Genomic DNA, 16,768 nt, shown 5'->3' with positions numbered 1-16,768 from the left:
TCGCTCCGCTATTGCCCCAGAGTCAGGGTTTTCATCATTAACGACTTAGTGGTGTTAAGCACTTCGACGTTAGCCTGATAACTGCGGGAAGCGGAGATGGTGTTCACCATTTCGCTGACCACATCTACGTTTGGCATCTGCACATAGCCTTTTGCATCCGCCATCGGATTACCTGGCTCATACACCATGCGCATCGGTGCCGGGTCATCCACCACCTGCGCCACTTTCACGCCGCCGGTTTCCTGACCCGGTGCAGCATCCACCTGGAAAACAACTTGCTTTGCTTTATATGGCTTACCATCCGGGCCGGTGACACTGTCGGCGTTGGCCATGTTACTGGCACTGACGTTCAGACGCTGAGACTGCGCGGCCAGCGCAGAACCGGCGATATCAAAAATACCAAGCATTGACATGGGCTATTATCCTTGCAGCACCGACATCATCCCTTTGATCTGGCCGCCGAGAACGGTCAAATCGGTCTGATAGCGCACGCTGTTATCCGCAAAATTGGTACGTTCACGATCCATATCGACCGTGTTGCCATCTGCCGATGGCTGGTCCGGGATCCGGTACATCAGATCCATATCAGCAGGTTGAACGTTGGACGCCGCGATATGGCGGTCAGACGTCAGAGACAAAGAAATGCCGCTGCCACTCGCACGCCCCTGCTCCATCACCTTTTGTAACTGACTGGCAAAATCGATATCGCGAGCCTGATACCCCGGGGTATCGGCGTTTGCGATATTGGCTGAAAGAATTTCTTGCCGCTGGGCGCGCAGGTTGAGCGCTTCCTGTTGGAACTGTAGTGCGGCGTTCAGTTTGTCGAGCATGCGCCCTCCGCAAAGTGAGATTTTGGAGTCGACAGCATAAATGCGAGTGTCAACTGGCTATCGTCTGAATAAGCATGAAATCGGGCGCTATTTGTCCCTTTAGGAATATCAAAGTGAGCGTAGACTTGTCGGCAGTAGTAGGCTGGCACAAAGGTAAAACGCGAATGAATATGCTGAAAATCCGTCGTTCAGACATTACGCTGGGTTGCATCCTGATAGGTGTAATGGCTGGTGCGATGAGCTATGCCCAGCCTTTGCCCGTCAAAAGCGTGCCGGCCTCATCCAATAGCGATACACTGTTGTCCTCGCAAATTCAGCAGTTCTTCCGGCAGCAATATGCCGACAGCGGGATGCAGGTGACCGTTGTCGTAAACACCCCGGCTGCGCGCCAGCCACAATGTTTATCACCACAATTTATGCTTTCACCGAACAGTCGCACCTGGGGCAATGTCTCCGTGGCGGTGAACTGCAACGGTCAGAAAAGTTACGTACAAACTAAAGTGCAGGTCAGCGGCACTTACTGGATCGCGGCAAAGAACGTACCGGCAGGCTCTCACCTGGCACAAACAGATATGCAACAAAAAACCGGGCGACTGGATCTGTTGCCGCCGAAGGTCATTCTCGACAGTCAGCAGGCTGTGAATGGCATCACGCTGCGCAATATCAGCATCGGGCAACCGTTGACGTTATCGATGTTGCGCCGGCCGTGGATGGTTCACGCGGGGCAGGAAGTTCAGGTTCAGGCAACAGGCAGTGGTTTTAATGTGTCAAGCGCCGGTAAGGCGATGAACAATGCTGCAGCGAATGAATCAGTGCGGATCAGAATGCCGTCAGGTGCAATTGTGAACGGGACGGTAGGCTCAGATGGGTCTGTGACAGTGACGATATAATCCTAAATGCAGCCGTAGCTCTACAAAAAGCTGCAATAAAGGTTAAAGTTATTGCGCCACATGTCGATAACAAACGTATCAGAGTCGTCCCGTGACGGCATTTTTAGGGTTTTCATGAGATTTTCTAAACCCTGAGTCCTCATACTGGAGAAGAAATTTATGGCTATCGATCGTACTCAAGGTGTCTCACCTTTAACCCCGATCCAGCAGCGCGAGCCGTCTGAAGCGTCAGTACAGAACGCGCGTAAAGAACAGTCTGTTTCTGGCACCACCACCAGCGGTACGGCGGTGACACTGAGTTCAGCGCAAGCGTCTCTGACGCAGTCAAGTGCACAGGACATCAACACGGCACGTGTCGACGAACTGAAACAAGCTATCCGCGACGGTAAACTGACGATGGATACCGGCAAAATTGCTGATGCTTTGTTACAGGACACGCAGGATTATCTCAAAGGTCTTTAAGCTGAAAATATCAGTGTAAAGACAAAAAGTTGGAAGGTAATAAGGCCCGATGAAGAATTTTATCAAGACCATGACTACCTTGGTTGAAACGTTGCAAGCGCTGGATCAGGTGATTAATCACGAACAGACGATACTGTGCTCAGGACGCGTGAATGGTGCAGCCTTGCAGCATATAACCGAGCAGAAAAGTTCATTGTTAGCCACGGTAGACTATCTTGATAAACAGCGTCGTCAGCATGACGAGCGCCTCAGGCAAACAGCCCCCTATTCCCGACAGCCGGAAATCTCCGCGATGTGGAAAGATGTGGTGCAACTGACCACTAAACTGAGTCAGATTAACCGTCACAACGGCATGTTACTGGGCAAGCAGATTGCCTATAACACCGAAGCGCTGGCGATCCTTAACGCCAGTCAGACGCAGAAATTCTACGGGCCGAACGGGCAGGAAACCGTTTCGGGGCAAACCGTACGCAAGATCTCGGTTTAAACCGAAACGGGGGCGGTTTTCAAACCTTGCCATGTTTGATGCTGGCTATGTTTCAGATGCCACCGTGAAAGGCGCGGAATCTTGCCGCTCCGCGGTTCCCTCATTTCGGTGTTCGAGCCTTACGTCTCGAAACTCTCACTCGGCAAGCTTTCTGAAAGCGCCCGCAGCATCTTGAACCCCTACTGCCAATGCGTTGCAAATCCCGGTTGTGGATTTTGCCGCAGCGGGGAAATATCAACTGTGTATCCATACCGATAAAATGAGCAAACATTGAGAATGGGAGACGGCTTCCGGAAGGTTTTTAGGGGTTGCATTAAAAAACCGCACATGGCGGTTTTTTATTATCTGAGGTTTTATCTCTGTATTTCAAATGTCACCTGATCTACACCACTCGCCATATTTATGAATCGCCCGCTGTAATTAACTGTTACGCGATTTTTATCATCAATATGAATATCATTTCATAGTCCCATGGGCCACCATTTCTAACCTTTTGATAAAACCAATAATACGTCCAGGCTGTCGCCATATTGCGAGACATTCCATGTTGTCGGGCTTCCCTCATATGATCACTGACAATATTGGAACCCGGGTTTGATAGTGGTACAGACGCCATAAAGTCAATCTCCCTGTTAAGCATTTTTCTCTTCCTGCAAACAGGGAAATATTTTACACGTCTACCGGCTCCCTTTTGTTAACTCCGTAACGCTGCCGGAAAATATCAGCACTATAGAAATATGCAGATGTGTCTTTAAAAATGCCCACTGGCATGCTCAAAAATGGCACCAAATCAAGGGTGCGAGACCCGAGGCTCGCAGGCTGAAATTCGGGAATCGCGGACCGATGACATTTTACGCCACCCATAGCGGTAACAGAGCATGTCCGTCGAACCGGCGACAGCGCGGAGTAGAATAGCGTGGGGGATTCAAGGGAGGAAAACCGGCGATTTAGCGATAGTTCACGATCACCTGATTACTCATCACCCGCAGCGGCGTATTCATCGCGCCACCGCCGGGAACAAAGTAAACAAACCTTAATGGCGAAGTGGCGGTCTGGCCATAAAACGATTTTGTCACCCCGCCTTCGGCTTCCAGACTCACGCAGTGATTCAGGGTGTTGCAGAGTTTTACCTGCAGACCGGCGGGTCTTGTGCCGAGCACTTCGTATTTCCAGCTTAGCGTTGTGATGGTGGCGGAGCCTGAACTGCGCACGGGCGCGGAGGCCGGCGGGGCTAATGCACCCGATGACATCATTACGCCACGATTTTGCAATACCACACCGCGCTGCGTATCTGACCATGTGCCGGACGCGGCAAGCGCTGGCAGGCTCAGTGCGGTCAGTAACCACAGTGCGGCGCGGTACATCTTATTCACCGCCGATGGTGGCCGTCATGCGAATCTGGCGGCTGTCGGTCATTTCCAGATTCGACATCACGACGATATTTGGCAGTGAACGGCGCAGGAAACGGGACAGCAGCGGACGCAGCGCGTGATTCACCAGCAGAACCGGCGGCGCGCTGAGCATATCCTGACGCTGTAATGCGGCCTCGGACTGGGTCAGCAGGCGGTCAGCCAGACCGGGTTCCAGACCACCACCGCTTTGCAGCGCCTGTAATAACAGGCGTTCCAGGGAGGTATCCAGCCCGATAACCTGCACTTCGCCATTGCCCGGGAACCATTGCTGCGTGATAGCCCTGCCGAGCGCAACACGCACCACGGAGGTCAGTTCGTTAGGATCCGGCTGGTTCGGCGCGTATTCCGCCAGTGTTTCAACGATGGTGCGCATATCGCGGATCGAAACGCGTTCAGATAACAGGTTCTGCAACACTTTGTGCATGTTGGTCAGCGAAATGATGCCCGGAATGAAATCATCCGTCAGCTTCGGCATTTCTTTGGTGACGCGCTCCATCAGCTCCTGCGTTTCCTGACGGCCAAACAGTTCTTTGGCGTGCAAACTGATCAGGTGGTTCAGGTGTGTGGCGACGACGGTACTGGCTTCCACCACGGTATAGCCCTGAATTTGTGCCTGCTCGCGCATAGCCGGTTCAATCCAGAACGCCGCCAGCCCGAATGCCGGATCAACCGTCGGTTCGCCCGGCAGTTCGCCTATCGCGCTGCCCGGGTTGATCGCCATCCAGCGGCCGGGATGCGCCGTACCGGTGCCGATTTCCACACCTTTCATCAGAATACGGTAGCCCGCCGGCGGCAGTTCAAGGTTATCGCGGATATGAATTACCGGCGGCAGATAGCCCATCTCCTGCGCGAATTTTTTGCGGATACTGCGGATACGCCCCAGCAGCTCGCCGTTTTGGGCAAAGTCCACCATCGGGATCAGACGGTAGCCCACTTCCATACCCAGCGGATCTTCAAGCTGAACGTCCTGCCAGCTGGCTTCTACCATTTGTTTACCGCTGTCTGCCACGGCCGGTGCGGCCTCTGCAGTGGATGGTTTTTTCTGCTCCTGACCGCGAGTCCACCATGCCAGCGCCAACAACCCGGCGGTGAACATCAGGAAAACGAAGTTTGGCATGCCGGGCACCATACCGAGCAAACCCAGAACACCGGCACTCAGCATCATGACGCGCGGATTGCGGAACAGCTGGGTAACCATCTGCTCGCCCACGTCTTCGTTGGTGCCGACGCGGGTGACGATAACACCGGCCGCCGTGGAGATAACCAGCGCGGGGATCTGCGCGACCAGGCCGTCACCGATGGTCAGCAGGGTATAACTTTCAGCCGCATGGCCAAGATCCATCCCGTGTTGCAATACACCGACCAGCAGGCCGCCGACGACGTTGATAATCATGATCATCAGACCGGCAACCGCGTCACCTCGCACAAATTTACTCGCACCGTCCATTGAACCGTAGAAGTCGGCTTCCTGCGTCACTTCGCTGCGGCGTTTTTTCGCTTCATCTTCGCCAATCAGACCGGCGTTCAGATCCGCGTCAATCGCCATCTGTTTACCGGGCATACCGTCGAGCACGAAACGCGCACCGACTTCAGCAATGCGCCCGGCACCTTTGGTAATAACCATAAAGTTGATCAGCACCAGGATGATAAACACCACAATACCGATGGCGAAGTTACCGCCGACCAGGAAGTGGCCGAAGGCTTCAATCACCCGGCCCGCTGCCGCGCCGCCGGTGTGCCCTTCCAGCAGGATCACACGGGTTGAGGCAACGTTCAGCGACAGACGTAATAACGTTGAAAACAGCAAAATGGTGGGAAATGCCGCGAAATCCAGCGTGCGCTGGGTAAACATCGCCACCAGCAACACCATGATGGACAGCGCAATGTTAAAGGTGAACAGCAGATCAAGGATGAATGGCGGCAACGGCAGCACCATCATCGACAGGATGATCAGGATAAGAATGGGTCCTGCCAGTACCTGCCATTGTCCGGACTTAAAGTTGGCGGGTAAACGCAGTATCTCGGCCAGATTAGCCATGGGTATCACTCTCTCCTGCTGCAAAATCCAGCCCCTCAGGGACCGGCAAATGTTGAGGTTTTTTCGGGATCAGTCCGCCTTCTCGCTTCCAGCGTTTCAGCTGATACACCCAGGCCAGAACTTCAGCCACGGCGGCATAGAGCGTCGCCGGAATTTGCTGACCAATTTCACTGTGCCGGTAAAGCGCACGCGCCAGAGGCGGTGCCTCCAGCATCGGAATTTTATGTTCGGCACCGAGTTCCCTGATGCGCAGTGCCACTTCCCCTGCGCCTTTCGCCAGGACTTTCGGTGCACTCATTTTATTTTCACTGTATTGCAGTGCCACAGCGTAATGCGTCGGGTTGGTTACGATGACATCCGCTTTTGGCACATCGGCCATCATACGACGCTTGGCCATCGCACGTTGCTGCTGGCGGATACGTCCTTTGACATGCGGGTCACCTTCCTGACTTTTATGCTCGTCGCGGATATCCTGCTTGCTCATGCGCAGCTTTTTCAGGTTGCTCCAGATCTGCCAGAACACGTCAAAACCGACCATCGGCGTTAATCCAAGCACCACCATCAGGCCGCAAAACACCACCATATTCAGCGCTTCACCGAGTGCCGGTATGGTCGGTTGTGCCATCAGCCTCATCATGTCCGGCCATTTATGCCACAGATAAATCCCGGCGACGGTACCGACCAGCAACGCCTTCAGGATAGCTTTCAGCAACTCCGCCAGTACCTGAGCGGAAAATAAACGCTTAAATCCGGCAATCGGATCCATACGGCTGAACTTGGGCGCAAAAGATTTGCCGCTGAACATCAGGCCGCCGAGTAACAGCGGCGCAGCGAGTGCGATCAAAATCAGGCCGCCGATCACCGGCAGTAACGCCCAGACCGCGCGCCCCAGCAGCGTCGCCATCTGCTGTAACACCTGCCGGTCATCGCTGACCATGCCGTGATCAAACTTGAGACCTTGTGAAATCATCACGCCAAGTTGCCGTGCCATAGACTCACCGGACATCCACAACAGCGTTAAGCCGCCCCCCAGCATCAAAATGGAGGTCAGTTCGCGCGAGCGCGGTATCTGCCCTTCTTCACGCGCTTTTTCAAGCCGGTGCGATGTGGGAGCTTCTGTTTTTTCGAGATCGCTTTCTTCAGCCACCGGCGGTTCCTGTCAGGGTTTACCCGGCATGTAAAACACCACGGGCACAGATTCAATGACGCAGGGATAGCATGACAAAAGCGGCGCAGTCTGATGGGTGAATTAGAGAGGAAAAATGGCGGCTATTCAGCAGATGAATTTATGTAAAAAAATTCCAGATAAGGAAAACACCCCTCAGTGCGATACGGAAGGGTGTTTATGGCGGACTGGCAGACACATTAAAAACCTAATGAGTCCAGCAGATCGTCTACCTGTTCTTGTGAGGCCACCACACCGACACCGTTGGAATCGAGTTGCGGGCCGTTCAGCAGGCTGTCGTTTTCACGTTTCGCTTTAACCTGTTGTTCAGGAATATTTTCCATCAGCACCATTAACAGCTGATTTTCGATTTCCTGTACCACGGTCATCATACGTTTGATCACCTGACCGGTCAGATCCTGGAAGTCCTGCGCCATCATGATTTCCATCAGCTGAGCATTGGTGAAACTGGTGTGCTCAGGGATTTCTTTCAGATAGCTGCGGGTGTCAGTGACCAGCTCGCGGGCATCCGAGAGTTCAATCGGATTTTCAAACCATTCATCCCAACGCTTATCGAGTTTCTTCGCGGCAGATTCAAGTTTATTCTGGCGCGGCTGCGCGGCCTCCACACAGTTCAGGGCACGTTCAGCCGCCTGAGCGGTCATGGTGACCACATAATCGAGACGATCGCGGGCATCCGGGATCGCTTCGGCTGCCTGAGCAATGGCCTGATCCAGGCCAAGTTCACGCATGCTGTCACGCAACATACGGGTCAGTTGCCCAATGCGGGCGATAATATCGCCCGCGGTTGCTGCATCATTTGCAGGCATTGGTATCTCTGCCATATACGGACTCCTACATGCCCAGTTTTTCGAAGATTTTGCCCAGTTTTTCTTCCAGCGTGGCGGCGGTAAAGGGTTTAACCACATAACCACTGGCCCCGGCCTGTGCGGCGGCAACGATGTTTTCTTTCTTCGCTTCTGCGGTCACCATCAGCACCGGCAGTTTGGACAGCGCACCGTCAGCACGGATGGTTTTCAGCAAATCCAGACCGTCCATGTTGGGCATGTTCCAGTCGGATACCACAAAGTCAAAACCCCCGGCGCGCAGTTTGTTCAGTGCATCAACACCGTCTTCCGCTTCTTCAACATTGTTGAAGCCCAGCTCTTTTAGCAGGTTGCGCACGATACGACGCATGGTAGAGAAATCGTCTACTACCAGAAATCTCAGATTTGGATCGGCCATGTTTTATCTACTCCTAAGGTTTGCTACCCAGCACAAGGCTGAAAAATTAAATACGTAATGCCTGACCGGCTGATATTTGCGCCAGCATCCGCTGGCTGATTTGGCTCAGATCCACCACTTCGTTTACGCCACCCGTGGCGATAGCCTCACGAGGCATACCAAATACCACACAACTGGCTTCGTTTTGTGCAAGGGTGTAAGCCCCGGCGCGGTGCATCTCAAGCATGCCGGCGGCGCCGTCATTGCCCATTCCCGTCAGGATCACCCCGACGGCATTGCGTCCGGCAAACTGTGCCACCGAACGGAATAAAACGTCGACCGACGGACGATGGCGGTTCACCGCCGGACCGTCGTTCAACTTAACCTGATAGTTAGCGCCACTGCGCGCCAGTTCCATGTGTCTGTCACCGGGTGCGATATAGGCATGGCCCGGCAGAACACGTTCACCGTCTTCGGCTTCTTTCACCGTAATCTGACATAACTTGTTCAGACGATCGGCGAAAGAACGGGTGAAACCCGGTGGCATATGCTGAGTGATCATCAGCGCCGGACAGGTCGGCGGCAGCGGCTGCAGCACGTGACGGATAGCTTCTGTACCGCCCGTCGATGAGCCGATGGCAATCAGCTTTTCACTGCTCAGCAGCGGTGTATGGCTGAGAATGCGCGGCTGATCAAGATTGACGCTTTTGTTCAGACGCGCTTTGGAGGCGGTACGGATTTTATCGGCAATCATCTCGCTGTAGGCCAGCATGCCTTCGCGGATCCCCAGTTGCGGTTTGGTCACAAAGTCAATCGCGCCAAGTTCCAGTGCACGCAAGGTAATTTCCGAGCCTTTACCGGTCAGTGAAGACACCATCACCACCGGCATCGGGCGCAGACGCATCAGCTTTTCCAGGAAATCCAGGCCGTCCATGCGCGGCATTTCAACATCCAGCGTCAGCACGTCCGGGTTGAATTTTTTAATGAGATCACGCGCCACCAGCGGATCGGGGGCGGTCGCCACCATTTCCATATCCGGATGGCTGTTGATGATTTCAGTCATCAGCTGACGCATTAACGCCGAGTCATCGACGCTCAACACTCTGATTTTATTCATTACCTCTCCTTGGCGAGGCCATAGACAGTCTGACCGCGCAAATAAAATTCCCGGCTGATTTGGCTGAAGTTTTCGGAGTGTCCGGCAAACATCAGGCCCCCCGGTTTAAGTAACGGAACAAATCGGCGTAAAATTTTCTCCTGCGTTTCTTTATCGAAATAAATCATCACATTGCGGCAGAAAATTGCATCAAACGGACCGTTAAGCTGCCACTGGTTTGCCAGCAGATTCAGCTGCTGGAAAGCCACCATCTGGGCCAGTTCAGGGCGCACACGCACCAGGCCGCTGTGCGGGCCTGTGCCTTTGAGGAAAAATTTCTGTAACTGCTGCGGGCTGAGGGTTCGCAGCTCTTCGAGGCGGTAAACCCCGGCGGTGGCTTTTTCCAGCACCTGCGTGTCAATATCACTGGCCTGAATACGGCAGCTTGCCATTTTCGGCCCCAGCGCTTCACTCAGCGTCATGGCGATGGAATACGGTTCTTCGCCCGTTGAGGCCGCCGTACTCCAGACGCTGTAATTATTCGGACGCGAACGGGCATGTTCCGCCAGGATCGGGAAGTGATGCGCTTCGCGGAAAAATGCCGTCAGATTGGTGGTCAGTGCGTTGATAAACGCCTGCCATTCCGGGCTGTTGCTGTCGTTTTCCAGCAGTGCCATATAGCTGGTGAAATCATTCAGCCCGAGTATCCGCAACCGCCGTACCAGGCGGTTGTAGACCATTTCGCGTTTGTGATCCGCCAGCACAATACCCGCGCGCTGATAAATCAGCTCGCTGATCCGGCGGAAATGGGTATCAGACAGCGGTAAACGCTGGATCATCTGTGCCATGATCGAGGTGTTATCAGCACTCATTGGCGAGCCTGGTTGATTCATGGTGCAGCTCCATTAAATGGACAGGTGGTGTAACGGGTACCCAATTCACTCTTCATCCGATGTCAGAAGGTTTCCCAGTTATCTGCCGATGCCGCACGTGCGGTGGCCGGAAGTAACGCAGGCTGTGCCACCTGGCGGGGCGTAAAGCCCTGAGCCTGTCCGCTGCGGCGTAAGGCACTGTCTGCGGAGGAAAGTCGGAATACTGATACCGCACGGGTCAGATTTTCAGACTCGATTTCCAGCGCATGTGTGGAAGAAGCGGCCTGCTGAACCAGTGTGGCGTTTTGCTGTGTCACCTGATCCATTTGAGTTACGGCAATCGATACCTGTTCGATACCGCGACTTTGTTCATCAGACGCCGAAGCGATTTCACCCATAATGTCGGTGACGCGGGTAACAGCCCGAACAATGTCATCCATGGTATTTCCGGCAGATTCCACCAGTTGGGAACCCTGACTTACGCGGCTGACAGATTCATCTATCAGCGCTTTAATTTCTTTCGCCGCCTGTGCGCTGCGCTGTGCCAGACTCCGCACCTCTCCGGCCACGACCGCAAATCCACGCCCCTGTTCACCGGCACGTGCCGCTTCAACTGCGGCGTTCAGGGCCAGTATGTTGGTCTGGAATGCAATGCCATCAATGACGCTGGTGATCGCACTGATTTTCTTCGAACTGCCAGCGATGTCATTCATGGTTTTCACCACATTGCTGGTCAGTTCACCGCCCTTTTCAGCCGTATTCGACGCATCACGCGCCAGCTGCGTGGCCTGCCGGGCATTTTCGGCATTCTGTTTCACGGTCGCGGTCAGCTGTTCCATGCTCGCTGCGGTTTCTTCCAGCGCCGACGCCTGCTGTTCAGTACGTGAAGATAAATCGGTGTTGCCCGCCGCAATCCCTTTCAGGCCGGAGAACATGGTGTCCGCGCCATGACGCACGGTACGCACGGTTTCTGCCAGCGACGTTTGCATCTGTTGCAGGCTTTCCAGCATGACTTTAATTTCGTACCGCCCTTGCGCCATGATGGGGGATGAAATATCACCGGCTCCGATGCGGTCGAAATGTCCGCGCATAATGGTCAGCGGTGTAAACAGAATGCGGCGGGTCACAACCAGCGCCAGTGCCGTCAGGGCAATCAGCAGCACCAGTACGACGGAGGTGTTGATCATGACATTCTGGTAAGACGCCGCCGTTTGCATTTGCGCTTCACGGAAGCGGGCGCCGACGTAATCGGTGTAATCACCCACATCTTTCTGGAACTGATCCTGGTACTTTTGCGCCGGACCGTTCAGAAAACCATTCATGTCGCCGGCGGACAGCAGATCAGTCAGTGTCTGCAACATATCGTGCAGTTGCTGATAGCTCGCTTTGTTCACGGCGGTCAGCGCAACGGCTTTTTCTGTTCTGCGTGGCAGAGCCAGAAACGCAGCGTAAGCCTCTTCTGCTTTTTTCAGGCTGGCTTTGGCATCTGACATCAGCTGAGTGATATTTTCCTGGGGCTGTTTCAGCGCCAGACGCGTTGCCGCGCGGTTAAGGGTATTACGGGTCTGCAACAGATATGACCAGGACTGGCTGAGCGCATCACGCTGTTCAGCGGTGTTGGATATCTGCTCAAAATTCAATTTATCCGTGTGGGCGGCGTGCAGCGATAACCCGCTGTTAACCAGTTGCATAACAAAGAACACTATCAATAACAAAAACATGCAGGTGGACACACGGATGTGCTTAAACATGGATAACCTCATTAGGTGCCAGCCCAGACCGGCACCTTTATTCTTATACCCTGCATACTCAGGTCTGCATTTGCGTTAACGGCAAACCTGATTATTTCGGGTTGCGATGTCATATACGTACTTAGAAAGTTTCCCAGTTTTCGGTTAAATCTGCCCCCTGCGCTCCACCGTTACCGGCCTTAGAACCTGACAGGTTCGGAGTCAACAGAGGCAGTCTGCCCGAAGAAGCCGGGTTCTGGCGCACGTTGTTATTTGTGGTCTGACTCAACGTAAACACGGCCACTGATTGCGTCAGCAGGCTCGCCTGCTCTTCCAGCGCCGCCGAAGCGGACGCGGACTCTTCAACCAGTGAAGCGTTCTGCTGCGTCACCCGATCCATTTCAGTGATAGCCTGTGCGACCTGCTCAATCCCTCGGCTTTGTTCATCGGATGCCGAGGTGATTTCGCCCATAATGTCAGTCACACGGGTGACGGCATTCACCATGTCATGCATGGTTTCGCCGGCACTTTCCGCCAGCACTGAACCGGTATTAATGCGGCTGACAGAATCATCAATCAGCCCTTTAATTTCTTTTGCTGCCTGCGCGCTGCGCTGCGCCAGGGTACGGACTTCACCGGCCACAACCGCAAATCCACGGCCCTGCTCGCCCGCACGCGCCGCTTCAACGGCGGCGTTTAACGCCAGAATGTTGGTCTGGAAAGCAATCCCGTCGATCACACCGGTAATGTCAGTGATCTTTTTCGAGCTGCTGGCGATGTCATTCATGGTATCGACCACGTTTGCCACCACTTTCCCGCCCTTCTGTGCGGTTTCGGACGCGCTCAGTGCCAGCTGGCTGGCCTGACGGGCGTTTTCCGCGTTCTGTTTCACGGTCGCGGTCAGCTGTTCCATGCTGGCAGCGGTTTCTTCCAGCGCAGACGCCTGCTGTTCCGTACGTGACGATAAATCGCTGTTGCCTGCGGAGATTTCGCTTGCGCCGCTGTAAATGGCATCAGCACCGTGACGTACGCCAGAGACCGTGCGGATCAGTTCGTCCTGCATGTACTTGAGACTATCGGCAAGCTGGCCGATTTCATTACGGCTTTTCACGACTATTTCGTGCGTCAGATCACCGGTTGCAATTTTACGTATGGTATCGACGATATTTTTCAGCGGATGGATCAGGATGCGTTGCACGCCAATCCAGGCAAGCAGGATGAAAATTGCCAGCACAATCAACACAGTGCCCAGCATCCACAGGGCATGCGTGAAGGAGTTCTCACTGACCTTCACCGCGTCGTTATACAAACGGTCGTTCTGATCGATATAGGCGACGAACGCTTTTTCGAAGTTGTCCTGATACTGCTGCGTCGGTTGTTCGAAGAAGTCATTAATACGCCCCAGACCAATAAGCTCAATCAGTTCCGAAAGCGCATCATGCAGCACCTGATATTGCTTTTTGGCATCGGCGGCAAATTGCGGATTCTGGCTGGCATCGACCGGGATTTTTTGATAATTGGCAAAGTGCTGCTCAGCGATTTGCAGATCTTTGGTCGCGGTATCCGTCAGTTCTTTGACCGTTGCACCGCTGCCCATCTGGTTTGCGTCGAGCATAAAACGGATACCCGCGCGGTTGAGGGTGTTACGGGTTTGCAGGAGATAAATCCAGCTGGCATTAAACTCTGCCTGCTGTAAACGGATTTGCTGAGAAGTGGTGAAATTATCTTTGTCTGTCTTTAACGATTTAAAGAACAGGCCGCCGGATACCAACTGTAAAGCACCGAAGACCACCAGTAAGATCACGATGCCCGTGACCACTTTCATACGGTTAAACATGTTGTTCCTTTTCAAATGAGAATTATCTGGAACAGTTATCGGCAGGGGAAACAGGAACTTTATGTGATCGGGATCGGATTTTTTCGGGGGGGAAGGATATCAGGCGACGGTGGCGACAAAACTCTTTAACACTGCGATGCGTTGGGCATCCGGATTGATCAGAAGGTCGTGATGAATCATCAGCACCACACCTTTAAGTAATTCTGTGGTGTTATCGATTTGGGAAAGGGTTTTGAGCTTTTCAATATCATTACCGATTTCCCGCCCTTTCAGGGAAAGGCGCTTATTAGCCAGACCGGTCGCCAGCTCTGACGTCAGCAAGGTCACCAGATGCAGGGCGGCTTCCGGGTTTGATGCCAGTTGATGAATGTAATACTTCAGCAGTAAAGGCACAAAATCAGGGGTTGCCCCCAACTCTGCACTCGCCATATTTAACAGATCAATCATGTGCGCAGGCACACGGGTTTCCACGGCTTTGCGTTGTCTCTGCAACTGCTTTTTGATGGCAGGCACAGACTGAAAAGGGATCACCGCAACGCTGTCACAGGTTTTACATACGCCCGCGATGATATTTTTCACCATACCGCTGCCGTCATCAAACGGCACATCGCGCAGCTGATAGCTGACAATGCGAAAAGCCTCACAGACGCCACACATCGCCTTTTTCTCGTCCCCGACTTTATAAATAATCATATTCTTCCTTAATGATGAACGCTGATAAAAACACTGGTGGGCTCTGTAAAATACCACTTGATGTACCAGGGTACTCCGGCACTACTGACGGTGATGATGTGGACATCAATACTGCTGTCAAAATGGTAGGGGCGAACCTGATAATTATCTCCGGATGCCCTGCCGATTAAGGCAGCCACTTCAAAGGGCGAGATGTCACCCGTACTTAACAAATTCTTAAGCTGAATCCCGCGTCTTGCCTCAAATTCAATATTTCCATTCTTCAAACATTCAATCACCTTCCATTTGATCTCTCTGAAACTCATGAGGCCTCAATGTACGCCAGATGTCGTACTTAATCAAATTATCATTTTGCATCACGACTCTTTCCGTGAATCCCCGTTCCACAGGGCTATCACGCCATATTCAGTCAGAAGATGCACAGGGAAAGTGATTATTTTTCAGGCAAATGGAAGGCATCACGCAAAAATGCGCTGCATGATATGCAACGCTGATTTGTAAACTCAGGACGGCTCGCAAGTCACTGTTTTACGCCGCCCCTTGTCGTTAAAAAGCCAATAACTGAGGAGCGCCAGTACCCAGACGCCAGCCGCGCCATAGATCAGAATACCGGCGAATCCTTGCGTCAGCGCCTGCGCAACCTGCCCGCTTTGCAGGGTTTCAATGACTGATCCGCCTGCGATACGCTCTGCCAGCAAAGAGAGATCCCTTTCAGCAGGCATTAATTCTTTCAGGCTGGCGGTAATTCCCGTCACAAGCAGGATTCCCATCAACGCAATGTTAATCGTCAGCGTAATCAGCCGGGCACTGATATCAATGCCCGAGGCCATTCCCGCACGGTTTGGCGCAACGGAGCCGGTTGTGGTATTGGTGACAGGCGTATTGGTCAGCCCCAGCGCGATACCTGCCAGCAACGCGCCCGGCAATAAGCTCAGGTGATGAAGGACCGCGATTTGCATCAGCATAAACCCTGCGCCCAGGGTGAATAATCCCAGCGGGATCACGCGTGACGCGCCAAAACGTGCCGTCAGTTTTTCACCGAGCGGCGGCATCAGCAACGTGGGTAACGTATAAGCCAGCAATGCGGTGCCGGTGGCGACACTGCCATAACCCAGCGCGCCCTGATAATACACGGGCAGGTAAATCATCAGCGGCCAGAAGCTGAAATTCATCCCGACCGATCCCATCAGCGCACCAGAAAATGCCCGGACGCGGAAGACCGAAAAATCAAACATCGGATGTGGATGGTATTTTTCAATCCGGATGAACATGACCGCGCTGACGGCAGTTGCCAGCAAAACAACACCGGCTGTGACGCTGCTCCAGCCCAGGCTGCCGCCCTGAGTAATGAGAAAGGTCGCACCCATAACTGTCACCGAAAGGGTTATCAGACCGCCAAGATCCAGTTTTTTAGCCTGTTCATCACGGGATTCCATCACGTTTTTCAGCGCCAGTATCAGGGTCAGGACGGCGATAAACACGTGAACCAGAAACACCCATCGCCAGCTCAGCCAGGCGACCAGCGAGCCGCCGATGATCGGGCCGAAGCCTAATCCGAAACCAAACGTAATTCCCCAGGCGGCAAACGCCTGACTGCGCGCTTTCCCTTGCGGAAACTGCGTTGAAAGAATGGCAATCAGACAGGTCAGCATGGCACCGCCGCTCAGTCCCTGAAGAAAACGGCCTGCGATAAGCCATTGTGCGCTTCCCGCGAGACCACACATCAGCGAGGTCAGTCCGAACGCAGCAATACTGATGATAAAAACACGCTTACGACCATACCGGTCTGCCAGCGTACCGATCGCCATCAGTACCGTGGTGCAGGCGAGCGTATAAGCGTTCATGATCCACTGAAGCTCGCGGAAGCTGGTATGCAGTTCCCGTTCGAGTACCGGTGATAAGACGGGGACACTGGAAATTTCCAGCCCCGACATCAGGGCGGCCAGACAAACGGCCATCAGGGCGAGTGTGTTTTTCATGCTTAAATCCTGCCGGGATAAGAGAGGCTTAGCATGGAAGATTGGCGGCAGAG

17 protein-coding genes are annotated in these 16,768 nt (G+C 53.5%); 3 read left to right on the top strand and 14 right to left on the bottom strand.

Annotated elements, in window-relative coordinates; all coding sequences use genetic code 11:
• Positions 1–8: 8 nt before the first annotated feature.
• Both flgC and flgB read right to left on the bottom strand, forming a co-directional pair.
• The gene (gene flgC, locus J1781_RS11810; protein WP_013575164.1) at positions 9–413 is read right to left on the bottom strand and encodes a flagellar basal body rod protein FlgC; all 405 of its coding nucleotides are present in this window, start codon (positions 411–413) and stop codon (positions 9–11) included.
• Positions 414–419: 6 nt separating this feature from the next.
• Positions 420–830, bottom strand: a complete 411-nt coding sequence (gene flgB, locus J1781_RS11805; RefSeq protein WP_129952759.1) for a flagellar basal body rod protein FlgB — start codon at positions 828–830, stop codon at positions 420–422.
• Positions 831–943: 113 nt separating this feature from the next.
• Here flgB and flgA point away from each other — a divergent pair, with 113 nt between their 5' ends.
• The 3 genes from flgA to J1781_RS11790 all read left to right on the top strand — a co-directional run bounded on the left by flgA (position 944) and on the right by J1781_RS11790 (position 2,669).
• Complete coding sequence (flgA, locus tag J1781_RS11800; protein ID WP_217233621.1) at positions 944–1,720, top strand: flagellar basal body P-ring formation chaperone FlgA; 777 nt, start codon at positions 944–946, stop codon at positions 1,718–1,720.
• 159 nt (positions 1,721–1,879) lie between these two features.
• The gene (gene flgM, locus J1781_RS11795; protein ID WP_129952757.1) at positions 1,880–2,182 is read left to right on the top strand and encodes a flagellar biosynthesis anti-sigma factor FlgM; all 303 of its coding nucleotides are present in this window, start codon (positions 1,880–1,882) and stop codon (positions 2,180–2,182) included.
• Positions 2,183–2,231: 49 nt separating this feature from the next.
• Entirely contained in the window at positions 2,232–2,669 is a 438-nt protein-coding gene (locus J1781_RS11790) for a flagellar protein FlgN (protein ID WP_129952756.1), read from the top strand.
• A gap of 947 nt (positions 2,670–3,616) precedes the next feature.
• Here the strand turns inward: J1781_RS11790 and J1781_RS11785 are convergent.
• The 12 genes from J1781_RS11785 to J1781_RS11730 all read right to left on the bottom strand — a co-directional run bounded on the left by J1781_RS11785 (position 3,617) and on the right by J1781_RS11730 (position 16,715).
• Positions 3,617–4,033 (bottom strand): flagellar protein FlhE, encoded by a 417-nt coding sequence (locus tag J1781_RS11785; RefSeq protein ID WP_217158145.1) that lies wholly within the window; start codon positions 4,031–4,033, stop codon positions 3,617–3,619.
• 1 nt (position 4,034) lies between these two features.
• The gene (gene flhA, locus J1781_RS11780; protein WP_129952754.1) at positions 4,035–6,119 is read right to left on the bottom strand and encodes a flagellar biosynthesis protein FlhA; all 2,085 of its coding nucleotides are present in this window, start codon (positions 6,117–6,119) and stop codon (positions 4,035–4,037) included.
• A complete protein-coding gene (gene flhB, locus J1781_RS11775; protein WP_129952753.1) occupies positions 6,112–7,266 on the bottom strand; it encodes a flagellar biosynthesis protein FlhB in 1,155 nt (384 codons plus the stop codon). The genes flhA and flhB overlap by 8 nt, the downstream gene beginning before the upstream one ends.
• 218 nt (positions 7,267–7,484) lie before the next feature.
• Positions 7,485–8,129 (bottom strand): protein phosphatase CheZ, encoded by a 645-nt coding sequence (gene cheZ, locus J1781_RS11770; protein ID WP_129952752.1) that lies wholly within the window; start codon positions 8,127–8,129, stop codon positions 7,485–7,487.
• 10 nt (positions 8,130–8,139) lie between these two features.
• Positions 8,140–8,529 carry a chemotaxis response regulator CheY gene (gene cheY, locus J1781_RS11765; protein ID WP_095922326.1) on the bottom strand — a complete coding sequence of 130 codons (390 nt, stop codon included), beginning with the start codon at positions 8,527–8,529 and terminating at the stop codon, positions 8,140–8,142.
• Positions 8,530–8,575: 46 nt separating this feature from the next.
• Positions 8,576–9,625 carry a protein-glutamate methylesterase/protein-glutamine glutaminase gene (locus J1781_RS11760; protein WP_129952751.1) on the bottom strand — a complete coding sequence of 350 codons (1,050 nt, stop codon included), beginning with the start codon at positions 9,623–9,625 and terminating at the stop codon, positions 8,576–8,578.
• Positions 9,625–10,497 (bottom strand): protein-glutamate O-methyltransferase CheR, encoded by an 873-nt coding sequence (gene cheR / locus J1781_RS11755; protein ID WP_129952750.1) that lies wholly within the window; start codon positions 10,495–10,497, stop codon positions 9,625–9,627. The genes J1781_RS11760 and cheR overlap by 1 nt, the downstream gene beginning before the upstream one ends.
• A 62-nt stretch (positions 10,498–10,559) precedes the next feature.
• Positions 10,560–12,227 carry a methyl-accepting chemotaxis protein gene (locus J1781_RS11750; RefSeq protein ID WP_217220556.1) on the bottom strand — a complete coding sequence of 556 codons (1,668 nt, stop codon included), beginning with the start codon at positions 12,225–12,227 and terminating at the stop codon, positions 10,560–10,562.
• Between the two features lie 121 nt (positions 12,228–12,348).
• On the bottom strand, positions 12,349–14,043 hold the full coding sequence (locus tag J1781_RS11745) for a methyl-accepting chemotaxis protein (protein ID WP_217233620.1): 1,695 nt from the start codon (positions 14,041–14,043) through the stop codon (positions 12,349–12,351).
• A 99-nt stretch (positions 14,044–14,142) separates the two neighbouring features.
• Positions 14,143–14,736, bottom strand: coding sequence for a hypothetical protein (locus tag J1781_RS11740; protein WP_217233619.1), 594 nt, complete (start codon positions 14,734–14,736; stop codon positions 14,143–14,145).
• An 8-nt stretch (positions 14,737–14,744) separates the two neighbouring features.
• The gene (locus tag J1781_RS11735; protein WP_037034842.1) at positions 14,745–15,041 is read right to left on the bottom strand and encodes a hypothetical protein; all 297 of its coding nucleotides are present in this window, start codon (positions 15,039–15,041) and stop codon (positions 14,745–14,747) included.
• A 198-nt stretch (positions 15,042–15,239) separates the two neighbouring features.
• Positions 15,240–16,715 carry an MFS transporter gene (locus tag J1781_RS11730; protein WP_129952746.1) on the bottom strand — a complete coding sequence of 492 codons (1,476 nt, stop codon included), beginning with the start codon at positions 16,713–16,715 and terminating at the stop codon, positions 15,240–15,242.
• Positions 16,716–16,768 lie beyond the last annotated feature (53 nt).

Origin of the sequence: Rahnella perminowiae, from assembly GCF_019049695.1 — a bacterium.
GTDB lineage: Bacteria > Pseudomonadota > Gammaproteobacteria > Enterobacterales > Enterobacteriaceae > Rahnella > Rahnella perminowiae.
The sequence above is the reverse complement of the archived record's forward strand: the minus strand, read 5'-3'. Positions and strand labels throughout refer to the sequence as shown.